Source organism: Phytohabitans maris (assembly GCF_031085175.1).
Lineage (GTDB): Bacteria > Actinomycetota > Actinomycetes > Mycobacteriales > Micromonosporaceae > Phytohabitans > Phytohabitans maris.
This window is the reverse complement of the sequence record NZ_JAVHUY010000030.1, coordinates 1-24,796: the sequence shown is the minus strand read 5'-3', so window position 1 is coordinate 24,796 and position 24,796 is coordinate 1. Positions and strand designations below refer to the sequence as shown.

Here is a 24,796-nt window from a genome sequence, read left to right as displayed (position 1 = left end):
TGCGGCCAGCAGGAGCAGCGCCGCCGCCAGCGTGCCAAGTTTCCGCAAAGCCACTCCAGTCAGACGACGGGCGGTGGGCCGGGGTTCCGGCGCAGAGAAACGGGGCCCGGCTCCAGGAGAGCCGGGCCCCGTCAGCGGCGAGCTGGTGCGGTGTCCAGGTGACCAGCGCGCGAAGGCCGCTGGCCACCCGGTGAGGACACCGCGCTAGGAGATGCGGATCTTCATCGAGGTGCCGTCGACCGACACCACGCGGATCTTCACGCCGACCGCGGGCAGCTTGACCCCGTGGTTCGGCAGCTCCTCGTACCAGTACTTCTTGGTGTCGTCGAAGAGCGGCTGCGCGTCCTGACCCCGGATGTACGAGGGCTTGTCGGCCACGTGCAGCGTGAACGAGTCGGCCTTGGTGAGGCTGAACGGCGCGTCGTACACCTGGATCCGGGCCCGCCACGGCTGACCCTGGATGTTGTAGAACGGGCGCGGGTGCGCATCGATGATCATGTTGCGCCCCTCGCCGGGGTGGTCGAACGTGTCGTTGTCGCCGTAGAACGTGTCCCAGTAGGAGACGAGCAGGCCCTGCTGGTACGCGTAGTGGTCGACGTAGTCCGGCTTCGACGAGTACCCGAAGAAGTACGGACCGGTCTTGAGGTACTTGTCGTACTGGACGTACGACCGGTGACCGGCGATGTAGTAGTTGTCGTAGTAGCGGATCTCCGAGCCGGGCAGGGCGGTGAAGCCCGCCGGCACGAACGGGCCGTCGCCCTCCGCACCGTCGCTCAGCACGGTGGCGCCGTCCGCGGCGACCGTGATCGCGTCGGCGTAGAAGCCGCCCTTGGCCACGCCGCCGTCCGTGACGTACCGGAAGCGGAGCTGGATCGCCTTGCCCGCGTACGCGTCGAGCGGCACCGACAGGTCGACCCACTGCTCGTCGGCGAAGCCGGTGCTCTCGCCGTCGATCGCCGGCCGGCCCGCGCTGTCCCTGCTGAAGGCGTGACCGTCGACCGTGCCGCCGACCGGCGTCCAGGCGCTGCCGTCCTCCGACGCCTCGATGTAGAGGTAGTCGTAGCCGGCCTCGATGCCGTAGCGCACCTTGGCGGTCAGCGCGGCCGCCGACCTGCCGGACAGGTCGACCGGTGCGGTGAGCGAGTTGCGCAGGTCGTCGGCGTTACCCGAGAACCACTGCTTTTCGCCCTCGAACGGTGCGCCGTTGTCGATGGTCCGTGCCCGTTTGGGCAGCACCACCACCACGGCTTGCGGTTTGGCGCTGTTGTACTCCTGTGGACCCAGGTTGAGCGTCCGCTTTTGCCCGGCCACCACGGTCTCGTAGTCGAGCCAGCCGAGCTGGAGCTTGTTCCACGCGCCGATGTCACCGGGGCGCGTGCCGAGCGGCTCACCCTCGGCGGAGAGGCGGCTCTGCGCCATCAGCGTCCAGTGCTCGTTGTTGTTGTCGCCACCGTTGTTGATGTTGTAGTCGTCCGGCAGGCCGAGGTCGTGCCCGTACTCGTGCACGAAGACGCTCAGGCCGCCGTTTTCCGGCTGCACGGTGTAGTCACCGATCCAGACGCCGGTGTTGCCGACCTGGGTGCCGCCGAGCGGGTTCGTCGCGGGACCGGTGATGCCGGCCTGGTCGACGAAGGCGTACCAGCGGTGGCTCCAGACCGCGTCCTCGCCCTGCCACGGGTCGCCGTCCGCCTCGTCGCCGCCCGCGTGGACGATCTGGAAGTGGTCGATGTAGCCGTCGGGCTCGTTGAAGTTGCCGTCGCCGTCGTGGTCGTAGCGGTCCCACTGGTCGAAGGACTTCAGGTCCGCCGTGATCTCCGCGTCGGTGCGGCCGGCCGCCTTCTGGTCGGCGACCCACTGGTTGGCGGCGTCCTGCACGAGGTTCCACGGGTTGCGGCCGTCGCACACGTCGCAGACGTCGCGGCCGTACCGGGCCTCGTTGTAGCGGACCTTCACCCAGTCGGTGACCTCACCGTCGACGCTGTACCGACCGGAGGACTGCGCCTCGTAGTAGGTCTTGACCGATTCGACGCCCTTACCGGTGCCAAAGTACAGCTGCTGGTAGTGGTCCTGGTTGTAGTCCGCCTGCCACACCGTCGAGTTGTCGACCGCGCGGTCGGGCTCGGGGATCTGGTTGCGGAGCGGGCCGTCGAACCGCTGCGGGCCGGGCACGGTCGGGTCGCTGTCGACGTCCGGGTAGTCCGGGTGCCGCTCGTCGCCGAACTCGGCCAGGATCACGAAGATCCGGTCGGTCTTCTCCCGGGCGAGCTCGACGTACTGGTCTTTCTTGCCGTTCTTGCCGCTCTTCTTGGCCAGCGGACCGGTGCCATCCGACTGGCCCACCTTGACGACCGTGCTGCCGTTGCGCGCCTCGGGCTTGGCGCGTCCACTGAGGACGTCGGTCAGGCCCTGCTCTCGCAGCTCACGTCGCTTGTCTTCCAGGGGGTTGGGGAGCTCGTCCCGGCGAGGGGCGTCGCCCTTGGACGGGGCCGCGGCGGGCGTATCTGCCGGCGGTGCCGCGAGCGCCGACGGGCCGAGCGAGACGCCCATGCCCGAGGCGAGCGACACGGTGAGCAGGCCCACCATGACTTTACGCACGAGTGGTACCTCCGGTTTGTAGGACGGCACAGGACCGCGGGGTTGGCGGCCGGAGACGTCCGTATGGGGTGGCCCAAACGTTTGGGGCCAGAGTGAAACCTAAACAGTCGAGTGCACGCTGGGAAGAGTTTGCGGATGGTCTATTTGATTGGCGCGCCCGTTATGTCATAAAAAGATGGGCGGGGTCGCATCGACCCCGCCCATATCTCTTGCGTCCTATCGCGCCGGACACCCTTTCACGCCTTGTCCGGAGGATCCATTCAAAGGCAAAGATTCGAGCTACCGCGATGTCCGCCGTGGTCCAGACCGTAGCTCCCGCGGCCTTACCCTTCGCGGTCCAAGCCCCGGCGCGCCTACCCGCGGTGCTCAGTCCTCGTCTTTGCCGGTCTTCATGCCCGACGCGATCAGGTCCATGACCGTCGAGTCCTGCAGCGTGGTGACGTCGCCCAGCGACCGGTTTTCCGCCACGTCCCGCAGCAGCCGCCGCATGATCTTTCCGGAACGCGTCTTCGGCAGCTCCGGTACCAGCATGATCTGGCGCGGCTTGGCGATCGGGCCGAGCGTCTTCGCGACGTGGTTGCGCAGCTCGGCGATGAGCGCCTCGCCGGCGTCGCCTTCGCTGTCGACGTGGCCGCGCGGGATCGTGAACGCCACGATCGCCTGCCCGGTCGTCGGGTCGGTCGCGCCCACGACGGCGGCCTCGGCCACGCTCGGGTGGCTCACCAGCGCCGACTCCACCTCGGTGGTGGAGATGTTGTGGCCGGACACGAGCATCACGTCGTCGACCCGGCCGAGCAGCCACAGGTGGCCGTCGGCGTCCCGCTTGGCGCCGTCGCCGGCGAAGTACATGCCGTCGAAGCGGGACCAGTACGTGTCGACGAAGCGCTGGTCGTCGCCCCAGATCGTGCGGAGCATCGAGGGCCACGGCTCGCGCAGCACCAGGTAGCCGCCACCGCCGTTCGGCACCGACTCGCCCTGGTCGTCGACCACGTCCGCGCTGATGCCCGGCAGCGGGGTCATCGCCGAGCCCGGCTTGGTGGCGGTAACACCCGGCAGCGGCGAGATCATGATGCCGCCGGTCTCGGTCTGCCACCACGTGTCGACGATCGGGCAGGTGTCGCGGCCGATGTGCTTGCGGTACCACATCCAGGCCTCGGGGTTGATCGGCTCACCGACGCTGCCCAGCAGCCGCAGCGACGAGAGGTCGAACTTGGCCGGGATGTCCTCGCCCCACTTCATCATCGTGCGGATGAGCGTGGGCGCGGTGTAGACGATCGTGGCGCGGTACTTCTCCACGATCTCCCAGAAGCGGCCCTTGTGCGGGGTGTCCGGCGTGCCCTCGTACATGATCTGGGTGGCGCCGTTGGAGAGCGGCCCGTACACGATGTACGAGTGGCCGGTCACCCAGCCGATGTCGGCCGTGCACCAGAAGACGTCGGTGTCCGGCTTGAGGTCGAAGACCGCGTGGTGGGTGTAGCTGACCTGGGTGAGGTACCCACCCGTGGTGTGCAGGATGCCCTTGGGCTTCGCGGTCGTGCCGGAGGTGTAGAGGATGAAGAGCGGGTGCTCCGAGTCGAACGGCTGCGCCTCGTGCTCCGGGCTGGCCTGCTCGACCGTCTCGTGCCACCACAGGTCCTTGTCGCCCCAGGCGACGTCCTGGCCGGTGCGGCGGACGACCAGCACGTGCTGGATCGTCGGGCACTGAGCGACCGCCTCGTCCACGATCGGCTTGAGCCCGGAGGGCTTGCCCCGCCGGTAGCCGCCGTCGGCCGTGATCACGACCTTGGCGCTGGCGTCCTGGATGCGACCGGAGAGCGCGTCGGCGGAGAAGCCGCCGAAGACCACGCTGTGGGTGGCGCCGATCCGCGCGCAGGCGAGCATCGCGACGGCCGCCTCCGGGATCATCGGCAGGTAGATCGCCACCCGGTCACCCGCGGTCACGCCGAGGTCGGTGAGCGCGTTGGCCGCCTGGCAGACCGAGCGGTGCAGATCCGCGTACGTGATCGTGCGCGTGTCGCCCGGCTCGCCCTCCCAGTGGATCGCCACCTTGCTGCCCCGCCCCGCCTCGACGTGGCGGTCGAGGCAGTTGTACGCCACGTTGAGCTTGCCGCCCACGAACCACTTCGCGAACGGCGGGTTGGACCAGTCCAGCACGCTCTCCCAGGGCGTGGCCCAGCTCAGCCGGCGTGCCTGCGCCTCCCAGAAGCCGAGCCGATCCGCGGCCGCCTCGTCGTATGCGGCCGCGGTGACGTTGGCACTCGCGGCGAGCGCGTCCGGCGGCGGAAACTGGCGGTTCTCCTGCAGCAGGTTTTCCAAGGTCTCGCTCATGGCCGTCCTCGCTTCGCTGCGGGCGCGCTCTGCCTAATGATTCGCTCCCTCATAAGTTGGCGCCTCCTGCGGGTGTGACGTCAGTCTCGGTATTCCGTTGTGAGGTTAATCCGGGCGCGATCCGACCACCGCCGCACGGGTTGGATCCATCGCCGAGCGCGGCGATCGTTGCGGCGGCCGGGAGCGCCTGCGCATATCTTGCCGTTTCGGGCCTGTTACGAACAGTCCTGAGCAGGTGCGGGTGCATTCCGCGCACTCCCGGTCACGCCGGTTACCGTTGGCGACCGTGACTGATCCGCTCGCTCCCCTTCTCGAACTCGCCGGTGTGCGCGAGGCGGTGACCTCCGCGCGCGACCGGGCCGACGCCGCCATGCGGCACCGCGCGCTGCGCCGCCAGGGCGGGCAGGTCGCGGCCGAGGTCAGCCTCCGGTCCGCGGTGGCCAGCGCTGCCCTTGAGGGGTACGCGTACGAGCGCGAGGCGGTCCGCGCGGGCACGGTCACCGACCCCGTGGTGCAGGGCGCGCTGCGCGTCGCCGGTGCTCTCGGCGGCCTCGCCGAGCGGTGGCCGGGCGCGCCGCGGCAGGTGCTGGCCCGGCTGCACGTGCTGGCCGCGCGCGACGTGGTGGACGAGGCCTCGCTGGGCCGCCCGAACGCGCCCGGCCCCCGCCTGGACGCGCTCATGGAGCTGGTCGCCGGCGGCAGCCAGGTGCCGCCGCTGGTGCTCGCCGCCGTCGTACACGCCGAGCTGCTCGCCCTCCGCCCCTTCGCCGGCCCGTCCGGCGTGGTGGCCCGGGCGGCCGCACGGCTCATGCTGATCGCGAGCGGCTTCGACCCGCGCGGGCTGCTCGCCGTCGACGCCGGGCACCTGGCCCGCGAGCCGGAGTACGTGGGCGCGGCCAACGCCTTCGCCACCGGCACGCCCGACGGCCTGCGCTCCTGGCTGCGGCACTACGCCCAGGCGGTCGAGGTCGCGGCGGTGGAGCTCGAAGACGCGGCGTCGACTACCGCCTCCTGAGCCGTCGCGCCACCTCCGCGGGCGGCGCGTCCCCCGAGGTGCTCTCCGGGTCGCCCTTGGCCAGGTCGGTCGCGGCGATGTCCTCGTACACCTCGGAAAATGCCTCGAAAAGCGCGGCGGTCAGTCCGGCCGCGCGCTGCGCGGACGCGATCTCCCGCATCTCCTCGGCGAACCGGCCGGCCTTCGTCGCGGCCAGGGCCACCGCGCCCGGATCGGCCGCATCACCAAGATCCTTCAAAACCGCATCGAGTACGCCGTAGTGGCTAGCCGTCCGCATCGCCTGGGCGACGACCGCTGTCACTCCCTTGTAGACACTCGCGGTGCACATCTTCACCGCGCTGGCCTGGCCGGCCGGGCCGGGCAGGACGACCGGCCGGACGTCCCGCCACGGCAGGGCGGCGATCTCGCCGGCCCGCGGCCCGGAGAGGTAGACGCGGGCGCCGGGGCGGGTAGTCGGCGGCGGCCCGGAGATCGACCCGTCCACGAAGTCGAGGCCGGCGCCGGCGAGCGTGGCCTCGATCGCCGCCACGGTGGTGGGCGCGACGGCGTTGAGGTCGGCGACGAGCGGACTGGCCCCGGTACGACTCGCGGCCGCCGCCACCTGCCGGGCCGCAGCCGTGGCCGCACCGGGCGGCGTGACGACCAGGACGACCCCGGCCGCGCCGAGCACGTCGTCGAGGGTGTGCAGCACTTCCAGGCCGGCGGCCTCGGCGAGCCGTCCGCTCCGCGCCGAACGGCCGGCGAGCGTGGTCACCACCCGCGCGCCGCCGTCACGCAACGCGCCACCCAGAGCGGCCCCCATGAAGCCCGGACTCACGATCCCGATCACCATGAGCGGAGGCTAGCCTTGGCGGGTGAGTTTTCGATGGCTGCGGCCCTACGCCCCAGGTCGGGGCCGCCGTCTGATCATGGTGTGGGAGCTCGCCGCGCTGGCGATCTTCGGCTGGACCACGGTCGAGCTCTTCGAGCTCGGCGGCCTGCCGGTCGTCGCGCTCGGCCTCGGGCTCGCCGCCCTGTGGGTGCTGGGCTGCTGGCGGATCGCCCGGATGGGCGTCTACGTCAGTGAGTACGGCATGCGGGTCCGCGGGCTGCTCCGCTCCCGCACGATGGCCTGGCGTGAGGTCGAGCACATCCGCCTCCACCAGGCCGCACACCGCCTCGGGCGGCTGGAGATCCCGAGCGGCATGACGGTGTTGATCGAGCGGACCGACGGGGCCGACGTGCCGACGTCGCTGTGGGCGCAGGGCGTCGACTTCCACAACCAGCCGGGCGCATTCCGCGAGGTGTACCACTACCTGCGCGAGCGCCACGCGGCCGCGCTACGCCCGGCGCCGGCCTAGGCCCTTCCGCGCGGAATCGATCCTCTGGGACGTGGGCCGGCGCCTCCCGCGGCATCCCGGCGCGCAAGCCCGTCCGACGCCAGACACGTGGACGGCGCCTCAGGAAGAGGCGCCGTCACCACACGTCCATCCGGGTTACCAAGCGTGCACCTCAAAAGTCGTTGTCAGCGGTCCTCAACGGTGCCGCCGCAACGCGCCTGCCGCGGCTGGTCGCGCGTGGGTGCCCGGTGGCCGTGCACGGAGCCCGCGAGGCGGGGTCCGCACCCCTTGTTCTACGCCGCTCCGCTCTTGATCGCTAGGGTTCCGCAGGATTGTGTGACGCTGGGTGACTAGAGAGCTTCCGGAGCCGGGGTGATTGCCTGTGATCGAAGCTCCCCTCAAGTAGCTAGAACGACTTGAGGGGAGCTTCGATCACAGACGTGGCGTGGGCGGGGGTGCGGCTCAGCCGCTTTCGGTGCTGGTGGTGCGGGTGCGGCGATGCCGGCCGTACCACGCGATGCCGATCGCGACCCCCACACCCACACCGATCGCGGCCGCGGCCACGGGCACCGCCGGGCGCTCGCGCAGGCGCCGGCCCAGCGGGATCGGATGGCGAAACTCCAGCACCGGCCAGGCGTTTTCGGTGGCGAGGCGGCGCAGCATGCGGTCCGGGTTGACCGCCGTGGGGTGGCCGACCACCTCCAGCAGCGGGGCGTCGCTGACCGAGTCGGAGTAGGCATACGACTCGTCCAGGTCGTAGCCGCGCTCCTCGGCCATCTCGATCACCGCGGCGGCCTTGCTCGGGCCGGCGGCGTAGAACTCGACCTGGCCGTTGTACCGCCCGTCTTCGATCGTCATCCGCGTGGCGATCACGTCGGCGATCCCCAGCAACTCGCCGATCGGCCGCACGATCTCCTCGCCCGACGCGGAGACCAGCACGATGTCGCGCCCGGCCGCCTGGTGCTCCTCGATCAGGGCGGCTGCCTCCGCGTACACGTACGGGTTGATCAGCTCGTGCAACGTCTCGGTGACGATCTGCCGGACCTGGTCGACCTGCCACCCCTTGCAGAGCTCGGCCAGGTAGTCACGGGTGCGCGCCATGCTCTGCTCGTCGGTGCCGCCCAGCCGAAACATCAGCTGCGCATAGGCCGACTTCACCACGTCGCGCCGCGTGATCAGCCCATCCCGGTAGAAAGGCCGGCCGAACGCCAAAGCGCTCGACTTAGCGATCACCGTCTTGTCCAGGTCAAAAAAGGCGGCACTCCGGCCCACGACGCGCCAGTCTAGCCGGATGGCGTAAGGTCAGCGGGTGCCCGGGGTGACGGCCGTCGCGCTGCCGACCTGCGGCTCTGAGCCGCCGATCAGCGACACGGCGACCCGGATCACCGTATTGAGTCGGCGTGTCGCGATAGTTGCGGCAAACGCCACTCGACGCGCGCCGGTCCACTCAGGCATGCTTGTTTACGACACGGTTTCACGTCCCTACGCGACGTGTCCGTGAAGGCTCTCGGCGGTTGCACCCCCCGTGACCGCTGAGTGGGTTTCGGCTCGACCCCCCCGGAGCCGGACCCCAGACGACCCCCGCCTCCCCCCGGCGGGGGTCGTCCTCGTTGTGAAAGCGTTTGACTCCCTGGTCAGAGCCTTGATCCGTCCGCTGTGGATCTTCCCCGAGCCGGAAAGTCAGCAGATCGTCAGCGAGGGCTTCCCGGACGCGCTTGGCGTAGTCAGCCGGGGTGTGCGTGTAGCGGTTGAGGGTGGTCGACGCCTGCTCGTGTCCCATGACCGCTTGGACCACGTTGACCGGGACGCCGTCCGTGATCAGCCAGGTCGCGTACGAGTGGCGCAGGTCGTGGAAGCGGAGCCCGCCCACGGCCTTGCTGGCTACATGGGCGACCGCGTCGCGATATGTGGTGAACTCGGCGGACCACTCGAATCCGTCCTGATCGGGCCAGGTCGCCCGGTACTTGTGCGGTCCCATCTGCGCCACGTCGCCGAGCAGGCCGGCCCGGACCAGCGAGGGCAACCAGACCCGCCGGCGGAAGTTGGACCGGCGCATCGGGTGGCCCGTCCGATCGGCGAAGACGAGCGCGTGGTCTCGCTTGCGTTTGCCCAGCTCCTCGGCGAGGAAGCCGGGGATGGGCACTGCTCGGACGCCCGCGCGGCTCTTCGGGTACGGCCGGATCGCGATGCCGCCGTGCGTTTCCACCGCGACCTGAGCGACCTTGATGACGCCTCGCTCCAGGTCGACCGCGGACCAGGGGAGGCCGGCGCATTCGCCCCAGCGCAGCCCGGCGCCAGCAGCTGCGCAGACGATGGCCCGATGTGCTGGCGGGACTGCCGGAAGGAGCTTGCCGAAAAACGCCTCTCGCGTGATCGTGGCCGGCTTGACGTCGCCGGCCCGGTCCCGAGGCACCTTGACACCCTCCGCCGGGTTGACGGCGATCAGGCGCGCCTGCACTGCTGTCTTGAGGATCATCAGCATCAGCCCGTGGCACTTGGCGACGGTGGCCGGCGCCAGGTCGCGGCCGAGCGTGCTCACCCACTCCTGCACGGCCATGAACTCGATCTTGGACAGTGGCCAGTCCGTCCAGCGAGGTAGGACGTGCGTTCGCATGAGCGAGAGCGTCCGCTCCGCCGTGCGCGCCTCGACGGTGCGGCTGGCCAGCCAGCGGGCCGCGAACTCCCCGAACCGCATCTTGCCCGCGTGCGGGTCGACGTAGGTGCCCCGGTTGACCGCGCTCTCGACGTCGGCCAGGTAGACGGTGGCCTCCTTCTTCGTGCGGAAGGTCTTCGCCTTCTGCTTTCCGGTCGCGTCCCGCCAGTTCGCCCGGTACGTGCCGGCCGGGGTCTTGTTGACGAAGCCCATGCCTGATCACCAGCCCTATCGCGAGTGTTCGGTGCCGGTCGCCTGCCTCGCGGGGTCGGTCGCTCCGTCCAGCCAGGCATGGAAGCGGACGCGGGGGATCACCCACCGCCGACCGAGCCGCTCGGCCGGGATGTCGCCGGAGCGGACCAGGGCGTACGCCGTGCTGACCGAAATGGACAGCAGGCGCGCGGCCTCGTGGACGGTGTAAACGGCGCGGGTCTGGGTTTCTTCGCCGCGCGCTTGCCGGGGGATGAGAGGGAAGACGTTGGTCATTCGGTCCTTTCTCTGCCGGGTCATGCGTTCTGCTCCGCTCGCTCGTGGCTTGCCGTCGCAGGGGTTGCTTCTCTGGTTGCCGAAAGGCGTTGCTTGGCTCTGTGCAGGTCCGCGCGCCACCGGATGCGGGCGGAGACGGCGCGCAGGATCCGGTGTTCGAGTGGTGGGAGGTCGGGGTCGTCTGGCCTTGCCAGCTCGAAGCTGTACCGGTCGTCTGCCGGCTGTTCTTCGGTGTCGGTGAGGCCGCCGCCGAGGATGGTCCGGATCCAGGCGCGGTTGTCCGTCCGGTGGTCGGCGAGGGTCTTGCCGGACCACTGCCGGGAGATGAGGACACGCCGGCCGGTGAAGCCGAGGGTGTTGCGTTGGTGGACTTTGCCGGAGCAGCGTCCGGGTGTCAGGCCGGGCTTGACGCCGTCTGGCTGGATTGCGTAGAGCAGCCAGTTGGCGCAGGTCGGTGAGCAGGGCAGGGTGGCGAGTTCGGCGTGGAGTCGGTCGAAGTGCGCCCGCTGCGGATCGGACTGTGGCGCCGCGTGTTCGGTCAGATCCTTTGTGACGTACTTGGTGACGTAGCGGATGGCGCGCTCGGTGTCTTTGTCGCCGGCTTCGATGCCGCGTGCGTCGATCCGGCCGAGCCGGGCCACGTAGGCCGGTTCCGCGTCGGCCTCTTCCAGGTCGTCCAGCGCCTCGCCCCAGCTGCGCAGCGGTTGCTTGGTGCGTGGGTCGACGTAGGCGCCTTGCTCGGTGTCCCAGACGGGCGGGCGGTCCACTGTGTACTTGGGTTGGTCGAAGGTGGGCCACCAGACTTGGTGGTAGGTGGCTGCGGCGACCTGTTTGAGCAGTCTTCTCGGTAGCGTGCCGCGGATGGCGAAGTGTGCGTGTGGGGCCAGCCGGCGTTGGATTGCCATTGGCCTGCACGGCACGACGCTCTACAACTCGATCTACCGCTTCGATGACGAGATGTTTGTCAATACGCATGTGTACGGATACCCTGCTGCCCATGCACCGACGCTCCACCTTCGCCGCCTGACGGGCGGCGATCTATTCGACCAGTACGCCGACAGCTTCGATCGCGTCTGGTCCACAGCCAAGCCGTTGTGGCAGCTAGCTGAGGATGGCACTGATCGTGGCTAGGACCGAATACTTTCATGACCCAGACGCGCCTACGCCAAACCGAATCGTCGTCGCAGTCACCGCGTTCGTGCTCGATCAGCATGGTCGAGTGCTGCTGATCCGGCGCAGCGACAACGGCCTTTGGGCGTTGCCCGGCGGTGCCCAGGACGTCGGTGAGTATGTCGCCGAGACCGTGGTCCGCGAGACGCACGAGGAGACCGGAATCACTGTTGAAGTGGCGGGCATCGTCGGCATCTACTCCGATCCAAATCACATCATTGCCTACGACGATGGCGAAGTCCGTCAGCAATTCTCGATCTGCTTCCGTGCCCGCTACCTGTCAGGCGAGACCACGCCAAGCAGTGAATCGACCCATGTCGCCTGGATAGCGGCGCCCGAGCTTGATGCGCTCGACATTCACGCGTCCATGCGGCTGCGCATCGACCACGGATACGCCAATCTTGACGAGCCCTACATCGGGTGATCGGGTCCAACGTCAGCAAGCCGCTTTCTCGTCCGCTGCACCGCAGCAACAATCTGTGGCTCCGCCCGGTCGATAAACCGTGTCACGATCGTGTTTGGCCCGTAGCGAGCCCTGATCTCATTCAAACGATCGAGCACGTCCAAGTCCTGCCCATCCGGTCCGGTCGTCGCATCGCAGTACCACAACGCATCCGCAGTTGCGGACTCCTCGCGCTCGAACTCAGTCGTCAGGTCCTCCGCTAACCCACGTTCGTCCGCCTCCAGCAAGGCACACGTGTGGTGAGCCACCAGACGAGCAACTCGATCGTCAAACCCTTGCGACCGTAACCACCGGCCACCGTCCAGCGGATGAAACCCGGTGTCAGCAAGCGGTGGTGCGTAGCCGATGTCGTGCAGCCACGCTGCAGCCACCAATACACTCTGGTCGGACCCTTCAAGGACGGCAGACACTTGCGCCGCCTTCGTCCCGACGGCTTGCACGTGGCTCCACCGCCGGGGCAGTTGCTCCGCCAGCAGCGCGGCGGCCAGCGCTCTCGCCTCCGTTACCAGGTCCACGTCGCCAGCGTACGGACAGGTTGGGATCTTGCCACCCCGGACAGGAGCTGCGGCACCAAAGCCTGGTCCGATCAGCCCAAAGGCAAGCGCCTGTCGCAGAAGTTGTCCCAGTTGCAGGGTGTCGCCGACGCCTTCGACGGCGAGGAGCAGGACCACGCGAGACGCGACTCCTCGATCTGGCATAGCAGTTCACCGCGACCCAGCTCAGTTAACTGGGCGAAGCCGACCTGGCCCGGATCGCAGCGGACCGTGGGCTTGCCGCCGTACGCCCAACGGGCGATCTGGCTCGCCGGCTTGGCCCGCCGCGTCAGGATGCTTCGCTGAATGGACTCACTACGCTGCCGCCTGTGACGGCAGCCTCAGAAGCACGCCCGCCGATGGCCACTCCCCGGGTCGCCGCAGGCGCCCTCTTCTCCGACCAGCAAGGACGCGCCCTGCTCGTCCGCCCCACGTACAAGGAGTACTGGGACCTCCCAGGCGGCTACGTCGAACCCGGCGAGTCGCCACGAGCCGCATGTCTCCGGGAGATCACCGAAGAGACCGGCCTGATGGTGCCCGTCGCCGGCCTCTTGGTCGTGGACTGGGCGCCCGCCGAATACGAAGGCGACAAGCTGCTCTTCATCTTCGAGCCGGCGAACTCGGCGAGGACGCCCAAGCGGCGATCACCTTCCCAGACGGCGAACTGTCCGAATGGCGATTCGTCACGGGCGACGACCTCGACCAGTACACGATCGCCAGGCTCGGCCGGCGCATCCGCACAGCCATCGACGCCAGGAGCCGCGGGCAAGCGGTCTACGCCGAACACGGCACCGAGCCGACCGAGTAGACGTCAACTCCGCGGTACGAGCCGGTCAAGCCACGTGACGATCCACTGCGGGTCGAACCGTGCCGCGACGTCATCGCCGGAGCCTGACGGCGTCGGTGCCAGGGCGAGCCCGCCAGTCTGTACGTCAACAGGGACAGCCCCGGCATCGCGGAGGACGTTCAGGTTTCCCACCCAGGCCGGATGTCCCCACAACCGGATGCTCACCGTCGGCACCGTGATGAGTGGCAGCCCGGTAGCTGCGCCTCACAGATCGTGGCCGATGCGTAAGTGTCGGCGATGCCTGTTGCCGCCTTGTTGACCGTGTTGAACGTCGCTGGGCATACGACCAACGCGACCGGCGATGGACCCTCCTTGGGAGTTCTCGGTGACCGAAAGTCGGAGACTGGCGCCGCTCTCGTCAGGTGGGCCACTGCATCGTGGTCAACCCATTCCAACGCCGATGGGGTACAGATGACCCTTGGTCGCCAGCCTGCGCCCTGAAGCGCCGACACAAGGAACGGCAGCCGCCCCGTAAGAGGCGCGCCGCACACGATCAAGTTGATGGGCGATCTGTTCACGGGTCGTGAGTCAACCACGACGGACAAACCACAGCGGAGGTCGCGGTAAGAACTCCGTACGGATTGAAGGCGACCCGCTCCGCGAGCCGCTCGCGCCGCCGGACCAGGGGCCGGGCCTGCCGGCCCGCCGTTCGGCGCCTCCCGCTTCGCTCCGGCGCCGGCGGTTCCAGCCCTTCGGCGGCGCGACAGCCCACAATGGAGAGAAGCCCCGGGCCGCCTTAAATATGGGCAGCACACGGGGGCAGAAGAACAAGGAGGACCGGCCTACGGCCGGACTCACAACAAGAGAAAGCCTCCGGCGGGAGCACTCTGGCTCCAGGATGGTGGAAGATCCATCCCCGTCCGCCATCGACCCAGGCAGAGCTCCCCGGTAGGTGGGTCGACGGCAGACGGGATGGATCGGGCGTCCTATTTGGGTTCGCTTCGGCCAGCAGGCTAGGCGCTCATACGCTCAACGATTTCGATAACCTTGGTGGCGCCAAAGATGCGACCGTAGCTCCGGCCGGTCATTTCCTTTAGTACGTCGATCTCAACGAGATGTTTAACCATTCTGGCCGCGTTCATGGTCGTAACGTCATACCGGGCGGCGACAGCGGCGACCGTAACGATCGGCCACTCAATGAGATCCTCCACCAAGCGATGAATCGCCCCCGACCAACGACGATCATTGACTTCCGTGCGCGCATCTCGCAACCAGTCCAGCAACAGGCCCGTATTAGAAATTAGCGAGCCGGACTGTTCCTGTACCGCACGACAAAAGAACTGCACCCATGGATTCCAATCACCGGTACAGCTAACCTGCAATAAATGATTCTGATAGTCGCTACGTCGCCTGAGAAACCATGGCGAGACAGTGAGTGCAGGGTGATTTAGCACACCATCTCGTAGAAGCTGAAGCACGACAACCAGCCGGCCGATGCGACCGTTCCCATCCCCGAAGGGATGAATGGTCTCAAACTGGTAGTGGGTTACTGCTGCACGCAAGACAGGGGAAAGGTTAGCCAGTGGATTTTGCACCCACCGTTCCCATTCGTCCAGCGCCGCCTTCAAGCGATCGTCAGGAGGTACCGGAACAAAGCGAGCCTCTTGTATGGGGCGATCACTCGCGCCAATCCAAACCTGGTCCTGCCGGAGACGTCCCAGATCCCGTGGCGGCTTGTCCGCATCTTTCAAAAGCTCCATTTGTAGTTCGCACAGAAATCCACGACTGATTGGCCTGCTCTTAACCAGGTCAAACGCCATTAGGGCAACACGCTCATAGGCGCGGATTTCCGTTATCTCTGGCGACAAGAACTGCGTACCGTCCAATTGAGCCTCTAGAAGGTCACGCAAGGCGCCATGCGTGCCCTCAAGGGCTGAAGTGTCCAGCGCCTCTCTCCAGAGGGCGGGACGTATGAGGAGCCGCGGATCTGGTAGCTGGGTACACGCAAAGTCGAGCTTCCCTAGTGCCGTCGAGGCTTCAGCCACGGCGGTCCATGTTTGGGAAGACAGGTTCACGTCCGACGGCAGCGGGAACGGATTGAATGCAAAGTACTCGAACTCGCCGAAACGGGCATCATTGCCGCTAATGGGCACGAGGTGCCCAAGCGGGCTGCTGCCAAGGGCCTCAAGATCCACGGATTGAAAGTCTACCGCACCAAGGCGTTACATCTGGCACGTCGTTTAAACGCCCCACGTGCAATTGAGTGTCGCGAACCAACGTCCAAACGCTCGGGACGTTCTAACAGGGACGGGCAGCGTTGAGGATCAGCCAGCAACATCCGTCCTGAGCAGCCAATACTGGCCACCCTCACGGTAGCAGTCAAAGCAGTGCACGAGAGCTACCAACACGCGAGGGACAGCGGACCGCGGAGACCTGGAGAGGTGCCCCCTCGCCTCCGTCGCCTTGACGCACCTCGCACACATGTTCGATGATCGCGATCGTGAGGCTACCGAAGCTCCTGGTCAACGCAAGGTTGATCAACCCCGAAAGGTTTCCCGGAATACCCGGCATCCTCGTGCTCGTGCAACTCCACCATGACCGAGATCGCGGCTGGTGGGAAGTGGCCGCTCGCAAGACGTACGGAGAGCGCCGGGAGACCCAGGGGCGGTACGAGAGCGAGGAAGAGGCTGACGCTGCCCTCGGCCGTGCCTATGCCCTGTTCGACGCCGACGGGACGTGGGACATCCAGGACTTTCGAGCGAAGGCGTAGAGGGATCCTCGACGGCCGCCCAGATCGAGAGCGTGGCCCGTGCCGAATACATGCCCAAGACCGCAGGGTCCTCTCCGGACGGCGGCACCGTTGCACAGGTCAGCGCGCCTAGATACCCATGTTGAGCGTCCAGCCCTCCGGAGGCGGGACCCATTGCCACCAGCGGCGGCAGGCTCGCGCTGCCGATTCCGTCTCTTCTACATCAAGGCGCCACGCAAGCGCGGCGCACCGTAGGCGCCCGCGGATCGCCCTGCGGGCGGGCCTCTTCGACGCCCTGGTCTCCGACCGCCTCGACCGGCGCGGACCTGGTCTTGCGCGGGCCGTGACGATCGGGATCTCGATCCTTCTGCTGGTCGGCGTGGCACTTCTCGCCGTGTTCGGCGTATGGCTGGTGGTGCACGATTTCCCATCACTCACGATTCCGTTCGGGCTGGCCGCGCTGGGCCTGGCGGCCACGCTGCGTCCCCGCTTCGGGCGCCTCGACGCCTCGGCCGAGACGCTCGACCGGGAGCGGGCGCCGGCGTTGTTCGAGCTGGTGGACGAGGTGGCGGCCGCCGTCGGGACGGCGCCGCCGGACGTGGTCGCGGTGGATAACAACTTCAACGCATACGCCACTTCCGTGGGTTTACGCCGAATCCGCGTGCTCTGCCTTGGCCTGCCGCTGTGGGGCGCCTTGCCGCCGCAGGAGCGGGTGGCGCTTCTCGGCCATGAGCTGGGCCATTTCGTAAACGGCGACGTCCGGCGGACGCTGCTCACCCAGCCGGCCTTCACGATGCTCGGCACCACCGCTGACCTGGTACGTCCCGTGGAGACCGGGCACTCCGGAGTGGAATCGCTCGGCGCGATGCTGGCGGAGATCGTTCAGCGCATGCTGGCGCGGCTCCTCTTCGGTGCCCATGTGCTGCTCGTGTGGCTTGGGCAGCGCGACTCGCAACGCGCCGAGTATCTCGCTGACGAACTCGCCGCGAAAGCGGGCGGCTCGGCGGCCGCTGCGGGGACGTTCGACGTGCTTCTCCTGTGCGAAGCCGTGGAAATGGTCGTGCGGCGGGAGGCCCGCGCGGGGCACGGGCCCGACCGGTGGCGGATCGCCGCGGACGAGGCGCGGGCGTCGGCCGCCGCCAGCCTGCCGGCTCTGCGGCAGCTCTCCATCCGGGACCGGGCGTCGCTCTTCGCGTCGCATCCGCCGCAGGGCTTGCGCCACAGGATGATCCGGGAACGCGAGTGGCACCACCCCGCGGTGGCCCTCACGGAGGCCCGGCTGAAACGGATCGATGCCGAGCTGGCCAGGCATTATGCGCGGATCGCACGGGACATCAGCTGGGGCGGCTGAGCCATGGTCTAGCAGATCGACTTGTCTTTCGGGCGTTATCCACAGGGCATCTGGTTATCCACAGATCGATCTTGGTGGTATTGGCCCGGCGCGCTCCCGGCGGCACGGTATCTGGCAATCCCGCAACCGCCGTAGGAGCAGCGAATGCCATTGCAGTCCTTGCCCTCCGCTCGCCGCCTGCCTCTGCTGGTCACCGCCGACAACGACCTGCTCGAAGACCTCCTCCGCCTGGCCGCCGCCGGCGGCTGCGAGCTTGAGATCGCGCCGGATCCCGCCGCCGCGCGACCGAGATATCCGGGCGCGCCGATGGTCCTCGTCGGCATGGACCAGGCCCAGGCCGCGGTGCGTGCGGCCTTGCCGCGCCGCCCACGCGTCGTCTTGGTTGGCAGACCATCTGGGTACGCGGATGACCCGTGGCAGGTCGCCGAAGCGCTGGGTGCCGAGCATGTCGCGATGCTGCCGGCGGCCGAGGGATGGCTGGTGGAGCGGTTCGCCGAGCGGTTGCCGAGCCTCGGGCACGGCCGCGTTCTGGGCGTCGTCGGCGGGAGGGGCGGTGCCGGGGCGAGCGTGTTGGCCAGTGGCCTGGCCGTGACGGCCAAGCGGGCCGGCCTCCGCACGCTCCTGGTCGACGCGGATCCGCTCGGCGGTGGCCTGGACCTGGTGCTCGGCTGGGAAGACCTCGACGGGTTGCGATGGCCAGCGCTCAGCCAGGCGGATGGGCGGATAGACGCGACTGCGCTGGTGGGGGCGCTGCCACACCGCGGTGGCCTGGTGGTGCTCTCGTGGGACCGAGGCGAGATGGTGGGCCTGCCGCCCGAGGCGATGGCGGCGACCATGGACGCCGGGCGGCGTGCGTGTGATCTGGTGGTGGTCGACCTGCCCCGACAGTTCGACGACGCGGCGGTGGTGGCGCTGCAAGCGTCCGACCGGGTCTTTCTGGTGGTGCCGGCCGAGATTCGGGCCGCCGCGGCCGCCGCCCGGATCGCCGCGCTCACCCGCCTGCACTGCGCCGACGTGGCGCTGATCGTGCGCGGCCCCACGCCTGGCCGGCTGCGGGCCCGCGACATCGCCGACTCGCTGCACATGCCGCTGGCCGGCACGCTGCGCCCGGAGCCGGCGCTGTCTCGCAGCCTCGAGCACGGTGTGGCACCCACGTCAAAGGGGCGCGGTCCACTCGCGGCGCTCTGCCAGCGCCTTGTCGCCGAGCTGACCGGCACGTCGGTGGAGGCAGCGGCATGAGCGGGCAGATCGACCTGGCGAGCCGGGTGCGCCGCCGCTTCGCGGTCGAGGGCGTGGAGGCGACTCCTTCGGCGGTGGTTTCAGCGGTGCGCAGCGAGCCTGCCGGTGCGGTCCTCGGTGACAGCGCCGTGCTCCGTCTCGCCAGCCAGGTGCACAGCGACCTGGTCGGGGCGGGACCGCTTACGCCCTACCTGACCGATCCGGCGGTCACCGACGTGCTGGTCAACGGGCGCGACGTGTGGGTCGACCGGGGCAGCGGGCTGCAGCGGGTGTCCACAGTGCTCGGCGGAGTCGACGAGGTGCGCCGGCTCGCCCAGCGGCTGGCGGCGGGATGCGGGCGGCGACTCGACGACGCCAGCCCGTACGTCGACGCGCGCCTGCCCGACGGCACCCGCCTGCACGCCGTGCTGCCACCGGTGGCCACCGAGGGGCCGTACCTTTCGCTCCGCACCTTCCGGCAGCGCCCCTTCACCCTGCACGAGCTGATCGAGCAGGGCACCGTGCCCGAGCCGATCGCCACGCTCCTCGCCGCGATCGTGGGCGCTCGCCTGGCATACCTGGTGACCGGCGGGACGGGCTCGGGAAAGACGACGCTGCTCAATACGCTGCTCGGCCTGGTGCCGCCGACCGAGCGGATCGTGCTGGTCGAAGACGCCGCCGAACTGCGCCCGGTGCACCCGCACGTGGTCGGCCTCCAGGCACGTACGTCCAATGTGGAGGGCGCGGGCACGGTGACCCTCAGCGACCTCGTGCGCCAGGCGCTCCGCATGCGCCCTGACCGGCTGGTGGTGGGCGAGTGCCGGGGTGCGGAAGTGGTGGATCTGCTCGCCGCGCTCAACACCGGTCACGAGGGCGGGGCTGGCACGCTCCACGCCAACTCACCAGCCGACGTCCCCGCCCGGCTGGAAGCGTTGGGGCTGCTGGGTGGCCTGCCCCGCGCCGCTCTCCACGCCCAGGCGGCCGCCGCGCTGCAGGCCGTGCTGCACGTACGGCGTACGCGTAGCGGGCGCATCCTCGACTCGATCTGCGTGCTGTTGCCGTCCGGCAGCGAGCGGCTCGTCACCGTGCTTCCGGCGTGGCGCCGGGGGCACGGGCCGGGGCCGGCGGCGCAGGCACTGGCCAGGATGTTCCTCGACCGCTCGGTGCTGGTTCCACCAGTCCTCTCGACCCCGGCCGGCCGGCCGTGACCGCGCACTGGCTGATCACTTCCGGCTGCCTGATCGCCGCGGCCGTCGTGCTCGGCTGGCCGCGGCGTAGCCGCCAGACCCGGCTGCTGGCCGGGCAGCGCTCGGCACCCCGCAGCCTGCGGGAGCACGTCGAGTCGCTCTCCAGCGGGCGGGCGATGGTCCTGGCCGTGGCGCTCGCCGCCCTGACCGGCACCCTGCTCGCCGGCCCGGTCGCCGGTGTGGTCGCCGGCGGCTACGGGGTCATCGGGGTGCGCGTGGTGCTGCGCCGGCGCTCCGCTCGGGCCGCGGCGGCGCTGCGGACCCGTTCGCTGGATGCGCTGTGCGGGTTGGCGGCGGACCTCCGAGCCGGTCTCGCCACCGGCGGTGCGCCGTCCTCTGCCAGCTCAGTCCACCCGTTGGCCGCTCCCGCCGCGATCGAAGACCGCCGGATGGCTCAGCTCGCCGAGGCGGCCTGGCGCCTGGCGGAGCGCACCGGCGCCCCCATCGCCGACCTGGTCGAGCGGATCGAGGCCGACGCCAGGGCAATGGACCGCGCCAGCGCCTCCGCGGCGGCGCAGGCGGCCGGTGCGCGGGCAACCGCCTGGCTGCTCGCCGCCTTGCCGGTGGGCGGGATCGCGCTGGGATACAGCATCGGCGCCGATCCGCTGGCGGTACTACTGCACACCCCGATCGGCGCCGCCTGCGCGGTCGGCGCTATCGCGCTCCAGGCGGTCGGACTGGCCTGGGCCGACCGTCTGGCCGCTGCTGGCACCACCGGGGCGAAGGCGGCGGCACCAGCGGCCACGACCACACCGGCTCCACTCTGGACGGCTGACGCCAGGCCGGCCTGGCCACGAAGCACCGACGCTCGGCCCGCGCCCCGCCCCCGCCCGCGTACGGCGGCAGTCGTCGCCGGCCGGCCCAGCGCGGGGAGCGAGGCATGACGCCAGCGGAAGCATTGCTCATCGCGAGCCTGCTGGCGGCCGCGGTCGTAGTTGGGGTACGCGGCCGTCCAGCCCGCCGGCGCCTGGCCACCCTCACCACCCGGCGCCGGTGGCGGCCAGACCCGCTCCGGCTCGCGGCGGGTCTCGGCGGTTTCGCGGTAACCCTCTTCGTAGGCGGCCTGCTGGGGCTGGTGGCCGGCGTGGCGGTGGCGGTCGCTCTCGACCGGTTCCTGCACCGATTGGAGCCGGCCGAGGCGCGGGCACGGCGGCTGCGCGAGGTCGCCGACCTGCCGCTCGCCGCCGACCTGATGGCCGCCGGCCTGCGCGCGGGCGCGCCGGTCGACCATGCCGCCGCCGAGGTGGCCGAGGCGATCGGCGGCCCGCTCGGTGAGCGCCTCACGCGCGTCGCCCGATCCATCCGCCTGGGCGCCGAGCCAGCGGAGGCGTGGGGCCACATCGCGACCGTGGCCGGCGCGGGTCGGATGGCGCAGGCGGCGGTCAGGTCGAGCGCCAGCGGTTCCGCCCTGGCCGGCGCCCTGACCCGGCTCGCCGACGACCTACGCGCCGACCGCGCGGTGGCCAACGAAGCCGCAGCCCGCCGCGCGGGCGTGCTCATAGTGCTGCCGCTGGGCCTCTGCTTCCTGCCGGCGTTCATCCTCGCCGGCCTGATACCGGTGCTGATCGCCGTGCTCCGCGACGTGCTATGAGCCCGGGCCACGCGAGAGGACGTGCTATGAGCCGGGCCACGCGAGAGCCGGCCCGGCAGGCGAGAGCCCGCCAACCCGGGCGAGGGGCGAGCCGGTTAGGCGCGAGCGCTCACCGGGGTCCGCAAAGTGCGAGCCGGAATCGGCGTCGCTGTCCGGCTCACCGGAGCCGGCAGACGGTGAGCCCGCCCAGCGCCAGGCAGGTCCGAGCACGCCGGCACCGCAGGCCAGAGCTGGGCAGGTGCGAGAAAGGCTTCGCCCGCCAACCGGCGGGTGTGGGGGATTCGACGAAGAGAGGGGATTCGTGTGCGCAAGCTGATCGCTCGGCTGTGGGAAGCCGGGTCAGGGGGGATCACGATGCGGAGGCGCCGCCTCGCGGGCGACGCCGGGATGAACACGGCTGAGTACGCAGTCGGGACCATGGCCGCCGTCGCCTTCGCTGGCGTGCTGTTGAAGGTGGTAACCAGCGGCAGCATCGTACGAGCGCTCACCGGCATCATCGAGGGAGCGCTGAAGTGAGCCGGGGCCGGCGGCCCGGCGCTGACCAGCGGTCTGGCCGCGATCGGAGAGCAGGCCGCGACCGGGGGTCGTTCACCGCTGAGTTGGCGGCCGGGCTGCCGGCCCTGATGCTGTTGCTGTTCGTCGGGCTGACCGCGGTCAACGCGGTGACCACGAAGGCCCAGTGCGTTGACGCCGCCCGCGAGGCCGCGTTGGCCGCCGCCCGCGGCGAGGGTGGTGTGGCGGCGGGCCAGCGAGTGGCACCGTCCGGCGCCACCGTGTCGATCGCGACGTCAGGCGACACGGTCGTGGCCACGGTGACGGCCCGAGTGCGCGCGATCGGCGCAGGCATCCCCGGCACGACGGTCACGGCGACGGCGGTCGCCGCCGTGGAGCCTGGCACACCAGGAGCGACGCCGTGACCCGCCAACGTCGGGAGGACAGCACGCAAGGCGACGGCCGCACCCCAGACACAGGCCGGGCGTCACGCGGCACAGGCGCGCCAACTGGGACCGGCACGTCAGGCGGCGCCCGTGCGCCAAGCGGGACCGGCAGGTCAGGCGGGACCGGCAGGTCAGGCGGGACCGGCAGGTCAGGCGGGACCGGCAGGTCAGGCGGGACCAGCGCGCCAAGCGAGACCTATGCGCCGAGCGCCGGCCGACCACCAGGCAGGGGCGACGTGCCAGACGAAGGCCGGCCACCAATCCAAGGCCGGGCCTCGGACCACGATCCGGCTCCGGGCCAGGCATCCCACGACGGCCAGGCATCCCACGACGGCCGGGCACCGATCCACGGCCGGGCGCTGGGCCATGGCCGGGCACCGGGCCAAGGCAGCGTGCTGGACCACGGCCAGGCGCCAGACCCAGGCCAGGCCCCGGGACGTGGCTGGACATCAGATCATGGCCGCGCGCCAGCCCGGATCCGCACAAAGAGCCGGCGCTGTGCGGAGGACCGGCGTCGTGCGGTGGACCAGCGCGGTGCGGTGGACCAGCGCTGTGCGGAGGACCGGCGTCGTGCGGTGGACCAGCGCGGTGCGGAGGACCAGCGCCGCGCGCAGAGCCAACGCTCCGGACTGGGCCAAGCCGGCCAACCAGGCCCGGGCTCCGGAACCGATCGGGGGCGTGAATCAGGGCCAGACCGGGTTCGGGGGCGGATTGCGGGACAGCGGGCCGGGCGGGCGGATCGTGGTGCGGCGACCATCATGGTGCTGGCGATCGGGCTGGTGTTGGTCGGGCTCGGGGCGGCCGGTGCGGCTGTTGGCGCTGCGCGGGTGGCTCGGCATGAGGCACGTGCGGCGGCCGATCTGGGCGCGCTCGCTGGGGCGATGCGGATTCTCGAAGGGCCGGACACCGCCTGCGCCCGCGCGGGCGAGTTGGTGTCGCGAAACGGTGGGCGGCTCGCGGCGTGCACAGTGGACGGGCTGGATCTGGTCGTCGCTGTGGAAGTCGACGTCACGCCGTTGCCCGGCCTCACCCGCACCGCCCGCGTCGCCGCCCGCGCGGGTCCGATCCGCGCTGGATAGGCGGCCGCTCGGGGGACACCGAGCGTCCGTCGTGGGTGGGCCGGTCGCCGGTCCACCATAGCGGGCCGGCCGCCGGTCCACAGTGGCGAGACCGCGCGGCTGAGAGAGAGGGGGAGCGGCTGGGAGAGAGACGGCTGGGAGAGAGGGAGCGGCTGGGAGGGAGGAAGCGGCTGGGAGAGACGGCTGGGAGAGAAAAGAGAAGAAGGACGGACGGGCTGAGGGGCTCGGGTGCTAGGCCGCGTACCAAAGTCGGTCGGTGACGGTTTGGGAATTTCGGCGTGTCAGGACCGGTAGATAGCGAGGTCTCCGGTAGATGAGTTTTCGACCAAGAAGACCATCTATACGGAGACCTCGTGGCCACTGTAGCGGTGACGAGGCGGCACGACCTGACCGACGCGCAGTGGGCGGTGCTGGCGCCGTTGCTGCCGACGCCGAAGAAGGCCGGACGGCCGCCGATATGGACCAAACGGCAGCTCATTGACGGGATCCGGTGGCGGACCCGGGCTGGCACGCCCTGGCGAGACATGCCGGAGTACTACGGGTCGTGGGTGGCTGCCTACAACCTGTTCCGACGCTGGCAACGCGCCGGAACCTGGGCCCTGATCCTGAGCACGCTGCAGGCCATGGCGGACGCGGCCGGCCGGATCGTCTGGGATGTCTCGGTCGACTCGACGGTAGCCCGTGCGCATCAGCACGCCGCCGGGGCGCGTAAGAACGCAGCTGCGCAGGCCGAACCGCCCGGCGGGGTACGCGATGAGCCGGCCGACCACGCGTTGGGCCGCTCCCGCGGCGGGCTGACCACGAAGCTGCACCTGGGCTGCGAGCAGGGCCAGAAGCCACTGTCGATCGTGCTGACCGCCGGGCAACGCGGGGACAACCCGCAGTTCATCGCGGTGCTTGAGGGGATCCGGGTACCCCGGCTGGGCGGCGGCCGACCCCGGACCCGCCCGGACCGGGCCCTGGCGGACAAGGCGTACACCAGCAAGGGCACCCGCCGCTACCTACGCCGACGCGGAATCAAGGCGACCATCCCGTCCAAGGCCGACCAGGACGCCAACCGGCGCAAGCTCGGGGCCAAGGGCGGCCGGCCACCAACCTTCGACCCCGAGACCTACAAGCAGCGCCACGCCGTGGAATGCGGCATCAACCGGCTCAAACGCAACCGAGCCGTGGCCACCAGATACGACAAGCTAGCCGTCCGCTACGAAGCCACCGTGCACATCGCCGCAATCAACGAATGGCTCTAAACCGACTTTGGTACAGGCCCTAGCGCT

At 69.7% G+C, this 24,796-nt stretch carries 25 protein-coding genes and 1 pseudogene; 15 read left to right on the top strand and 11 right to left on the bottom strand.

The features are described from left to right. Nucleotides 1–204 precede the first annotated feature (204 nt). A complete protein-coding gene (locus RB614_RS28000; protein WP_308715734.1) occupies nucleotides 205–2,580 on the bottom strand; it encodes an immune inhibitor A domain-containing protein in 2,376 nt (791 codons plus the stop codon). Nucleotides 2,581–2,961: 381 nt separating this feature from the next. Further along, nucleotides 2,962–4,923, bottom strand: a complete 1,962-nt coding sequence (gene acs / locus RB614_RS27995) for an acetate--CoA ligase (protein WP_308715643.1) — start codon at nucleotides 4,921–4,923, stop codon at nucleotides 2,962–2,964. 286 nt (nucleotides 4,924–5,209) lie between these two features. Here acs and RB614_RS27990 point away from each other — a divergent pair, with 286 nt between their 5' ends. Next, nucleotides 5,210–5,938: a Fic family protein gene (locus RB614_RS27990; protein WP_308715642.1), complete on the top strand. Its 729-nt coding sequence runs from the start codon at nucleotides 5,210–5,212 to the stop codon at nucleotides 5,936–5,938. On the opposite strand, the gene RB614_RS27985 is transcribed toward RB614_RS27990, so the two are convergent. Then, nucleotides 5,925–6,770, bottom strand: a complete 846-nt coding sequence (locus tag RB614_RS27985) for an NAD(P)-dependent oxidoreductase (RefSeq protein ID WP_308715641.1) — start codon at nucleotides 6,768–6,770, stop codon at nucleotides 5,925–5,927. The two genes, RB614_RS27990 and RB614_RS27985, sit on opposite strands and share 14 nt — an antisense overlap. A 22-nt stretch (nucleotides 6,771–6,792) precedes the next feature. Here RB614_RS27985 and RB614_RS27980 point away from each other — a divergent pair, with 22 nt between their 5' ends. Further along, nucleotides 6,793–7,278: a PH domain-containing protein gene (locus RB614_RS27980; RefSeq protein ID WP_308715640.1), complete on the top strand. Its 486-nt coding sequence runs from the start codon at nucleotides 6,793–6,795 to the stop codon at nucleotides 7,276–7,278. Nucleotides 7,279–7,719: 441 nt separating this feature from the next. Here RB614_RS27980 and RB614_RS27975 read toward each other — a convergent pair whose 3' ends face one another. From RB614_RS27975 to RB614_RS27955, 5 genes are read right to left on the bottom strand one after another with little or no spacing between them, the layout of a single operon-like run. After that, a complete protein-coding gene (locus RB614_RS27975; RefSeq protein ID WP_308715639.1) occupies nucleotides 7,720–8,529 on the bottom strand; it encodes an HAD family hydrolase in 810 nt (269 codons plus the stop codon). A gap of 30 nt (nucleotides 8,530–8,559) precedes the next feature. Beyond that, the gene (locus RB614_RS27970; protein ID WP_308715638.1) at nucleotides 8,560–8,712 is read right to left on the bottom strand and encodes a hypothetical protein; all 153 of its coding nucleotides are present in this window, start codon (nucleotides 8,710–8,712) and stop codon (nucleotides 8,560–8,562) included. Between the two features lie 19 nt (nucleotides 8,713–8,731). Further along, a complete protein-coding gene (locus tag RB614_RS27965) occupies nucleotides 8,732–10,123 on the bottom strand; it encodes a tyrosine-type recombinase/integrase (RefSeq protein ID WP_308715637.1) in 1,392 nt (463 codons plus the stop codon). A 15-nt stretch (nucleotides 10,124–10,138) separates the two neighbouring features. Beyond that, complete coding sequence (locus RB614_RS27960; protein WP_308715636.1) at nucleotides 10,139–10,420, bottom strand: helix-turn-helix domain-containing protein; 282 nt, start codon at nucleotides 10,418–10,420, stop codon at nucleotides 10,139–10,141. Beyond that, a complete protein-coding gene (locus tag RB614_RS27955; protein WP_308715635.1) occupies nucleotides 10,417–11,301 on the bottom strand; it encodes a replication initiator in 885 nt (294 codons plus the stop codon). Before RB614_RS27955 ends, RB614_RS27960 begins: the two co-directional genes overlap by 4 nt. Here RB614_RS27955 and RB614_RS27950 point away from each other — a divergent pair. Beyond that, nucleotides 11,258–11,527 (top strand): hypothetical protein, encoded by a 270-nt coding sequence (locus RB614_RS27950; protein ID WP_428983123.1) that lies wholly within the window; start codon nucleotides 11,258–11,260, stop codon nucleotides 11,525–11,527. The genes RB614_RS27955 and RB614_RS27950 overlap by 44 nt on opposite strands. Then, nucleotides 11,520–11,990: an NUDIX domain-containing protein gene (locus RB614_RS27945; RefSeq protein ID WP_308715733.1), complete on the top strand. Its 471-nt coding sequence runs from the start codon at nucleotides 11,520–11,522 to the stop codon at nucleotides 11,988–11,990. The genes RB614_RS27950 and RB614_RS27945 overlap by 8 nt, the downstream gene beginning before the upstream one ends. Here the strand turns inward: RB614_RS27945 and RB614_RS27940 are convergent. Continuing rightward, entirely contained in the window at nucleotides 11,978–12,700 is a 723-nt protein-coding gene (locus tag RB614_RS27940; protein ID WP_308715634.1) for an HD domain-containing protein, read from the bottom strand. The genes RB614_RS27945 and RB614_RS27940 overlap by 13 nt on opposite strands. A 221-nt stretch (nucleotides 12,701–12,921) precedes the next feature. On the opposite strand from RB614_RS27940, the gene RB614_RS27935 reads away from it, so the two are divergent. Beyond that, nucleotides 12,922–13,668 (top strand): NUDIX domain-containing protein, encoded by a 747-nt coding sequence (locus RB614_RS27935; RefSeq protein WP_308715633.1) that lies wholly within the window; start codon nucleotides 12,922–12,924, stop codon nucleotides 13,666–13,668. On the opposite strand, the gene RB614_RS44365 is transcribed toward RB614_RS27935, so the two are convergent. Next, complete coding sequence (locus tag RB614_RS44365; protein WP_487379837.1) at nucleotides 13,571–13,927, bottom strand: flavoprotein; 357 nt, start codon at nucleotides 13,925–13,927, stop codon at nucleotides 13,571–13,573. The genes RB614_RS27935 and RB614_RS44365 overlap by 98 nt on opposite strands. Nucleotides 13,928–14,362: 435 nt before the next feature. After that, the gene (locus tag RB614_RS27930; protein ID WP_308715632.1) at nucleotides 14,363–15,544 is read right to left on the bottom strand and encodes a Fic family protein; all 1,182 of its coding nucleotides are present in this window, start codon (nucleotides 15,542–15,544) and stop codon (nucleotides 14,363–14,365) included. A gap of 293 nt (nucleotides 15,545–15,837) precedes the next feature. Here RB614_RS27930 and RB614_RS27925 point away from each other — a divergent pair, with 293 nt between their 5' ends. From RB614_RS27925 to RB614_RS27880, 10 genes and pseudogenes are all read left to right on the top strand, one after another. Then, nucleotides 15,838–16,119 (top strand): hypothetical protein, encoded by a 282-nt coding sequence (locus RB614_RS27925; RefSeq protein ID WP_308715631.1) that lies wholly within the window; start codon nucleotides 15,838–15,840, stop codon nucleotides 16,117–16,119. 322 nt (nucleotides 16,120–16,441) lie between these two features. After that, complete coding sequence (locus RB614_RS27920) at nucleotides 16,442–17,449, top strand: M48 family metallopeptidase (RefSeq protein WP_308715630.1); 1,008 nt, start codon at nucleotides 16,442–16,444, stop codon at nucleotides 17,447–17,449. Between the two features lie 144 nt (nucleotides 17,450–17,593). Then, nucleotides 17,594–18,688 (top strand): septum site-determining protein Ssd, encoded by a 1,095-nt coding sequence (ssd, locus tag RB614_RS27915; RefSeq protein WP_308715629.1) that lies wholly within the window; start codon nucleotides 17,594–17,596, stop codon nucleotides 18,686–18,688. Next, nucleotides 18,685–19,875, top strand: a complete 1,191-nt coding sequence (locus tag RB614_RS27910) for a TadA family conjugal transfer-associated ATPase (RefSeq protein WP_308715628.1) — start codon at nucleotides 18,685–18,687, stop codon at nucleotides 19,873–19,875. The genes ssd and RB614_RS27910 overlap by 4 nt, the downstream gene beginning before the upstream one ends. Before the next feature lie 218 nt (nucleotides 19,876–20,093). Then, nucleotides 20,094–20,618: pseudogene (locus RB614_RS44360) on the top strand (type II secretion system F family protein); the annotation flags it as partial. A 176-nt stretch (nucleotides 20,619–20,794) separates the two neighbouring features. Then, a complete protein-coding gene (locus tag RB614_RS27900; protein WP_308715626.1) occupies nucleotides 20,795–21,505 on the top strand; it encodes a type II secretion system F family protein in 711 nt (236 codons plus the stop codon). A 354-nt stretch (nucleotides 21,506–21,859) separates the two neighbouring features. Then, nucleotides 21,860–22,021 (top strand): DUF4244 domain-containing protein, encoded by a 162-nt coding sequence (locus RB614_RS27895; protein ID WP_308715732.1) that lies wholly within the window; start codon nucleotides 21,860–21,862, stop codon nucleotides 22,019–22,021. Next, a complete protein-coding gene (locus RB614_RS27890) occupies nucleotides 22,018–22,422 on the top strand; it encodes a TadE family type IV pilus minor pilin (RefSeq protein WP_308715625.1) in 405 nt (134 codons plus the stop codon). Before RB614_RS27895 ends, RB614_RS27890 begins: the two co-directional genes overlap by 4 nt. Nucleotides 22,423–23,072: 650 nt before the next feature. Next, nucleotides 23,073–23,522, top strand: coding sequence for an Rv3654c family TadE-like protein (locus RB614_RS27885; RefSeq protein WP_428983119.1), 450 nt, complete (start codon nucleotides 23,073–23,075; stop codon nucleotides 23,520–23,522). Nucleotides 23,523–23,875: 353 nt separating this feature from the next. Then, entirely contained in the window at nucleotides 23,876–24,769 is an 894-nt protein-coding gene (locus tag RB614_RS27880) for an IS5 family transposase (RefSeq protein WP_308714812.1), read from the top strand. Nucleotides 24,770–24,796: the final 27 nt, after the last annotated feature.